The organism is Mesorhizobium sp. B3-1-7, from assembly GCF_006439385.1.
Classification (GTDB): domain Bacteria; phylum Pseudomonadota; class Alphaproteobacteria; order Rhizobiales; family Rhizobiaceae; genus Mesorhizobium.
In genome coordinates, this window is the sequence record NZ_VFTL01000084.1 from 1 (window position 1) to 1,319 (window position 1,319).

At 57.9% G+C, this 1,319-nt stretch carries 2 protein-coding genes; both read left to right on the plus strand.

The features are described from left to right. The first annotated feature begins 429 nt into the window (after positions 1-429). Entirely contained in the window at positions 430-696 is a 267-nt protein-coding gene (locus tag FJ417_RS32965; protein ID WP_140660013.1) for a type II toxin-antitoxin system ParD family antitoxin, read from the plus strand. A 3-nt stretch (positions 697-699) separates the two neighbouring features. Then, entirely contained in the window at positions 700-1,011 is a 312-nt protein-coding gene (locus tag FJ417_RS32970) for a type II toxin-antitoxin system RelE/ParE family toxin (protein ID WP_140660012.1), read from the plus strand. Positions 1,012-1,319: the final 308 nt, after the last annotated feature.

Here is a 1,319-nt window from a genome sequence, read left to right on the forward strand (position 1 = left end):
CGGCGGATCCTTTTGGCGAAGAATCCTCCAATCAAATCACTTCAAGCCGTCCTCACCCTTGCGTCGTGTACTGTGGAATCCGCTTCAGCGCGACGCGCTTGAGGACGTTGAAACGAGAGACACCTATTCCGAGACCAGCACACAACCAGGTGCGAAATAATATTAGCCGGTTGAGCTTAAACTCAGCCGGCTTTTGTGTCCCAGTCGCCTCGCAAATGGAGAGAGCAGAGATCGTGGAATAGGCCGCCTGGCGATCCTCGATCGGGCGCCGGCGTCCCGACCCGGCATTTTGATCGCTGCCGATTCGGGTACGGTTGGATCTTCCACTGAATTGCATCGGGTGAATTGGAATCGAATCAACCAAATTGCTAATTTTTGCTATCTATTGCTATATCTGCCATCCGCCCCCATATTCCGAGAAGGTTCCCCATGCCCAACTACGCTTTGAACGATCACTATGAGCGCTTCATCAGGAAGCAGCTCGAATCGGGCCGCTACAACAATGCCAGCGAGGTTGTCCGCGCCGGCTTGCGCATGCTCGAGGATTTTGAGGCGGAGCGAGAGAAGTGGCTGCGCGAGGAAATCCCGTCGCGCATGGCCGAGCTCCAGCAAGATCCGGCAAAGGGTATTCCCGCCGAAACGGTGTTTTCCCGGCTGGAGGTCCGTCATCGTGCGCGGCAGGCGAAAGCCAAGTAGGGGATGGAATACCGGATTGTCTTCCACGCGAGCGCGGAAGCTGAACTCGAGCAGCTCTATGACGATATAGCCGAGCGTGCGTCGCCGGCGGTTGCCTGGGATTTTGTCGTGGGCATCCGCGATCATTGTCTAGGCTTGTCGACATTTCCTCGGCGCGGCACTGAGCGGGTGGAGATCATGCCGGGGCTGCGGATCATCGGTTATCGTCGCGCGGTCAGTATCGCTTTCGCCATCGACGGCGAGCGTGTGCTGATCCTGGGCATCTTCTACGCGGGCCGGAACATCACGCCTGAATTGCTCGAGGGACGGCTCTAAATCGAGGTTCAAGCGGCCGCGGCGATCGACATCCGGCTAAGTGCCGCGGGGCGATTTCGGTTGAAGGCATCCCGCTCGGCGGAGCGGTTGTGGCAGGTATTACCGGGATGGTTGGCAACGGAACGCCGGGCCAAAATTCAACCAAGCCAGCTCACCTTTTTGCCGCCGCGGACATCTCCACGAGAAATCGAAAAAAGAGCGATCTTGGCTGTTGACAGTTCGATCGGGGGGCGACTATATACGGCCCACGAACGAGGGCGGTGCGCCGCTGGCGACGAAGAAGTTTGCTTCTAAGTCTGCCCTCTTTG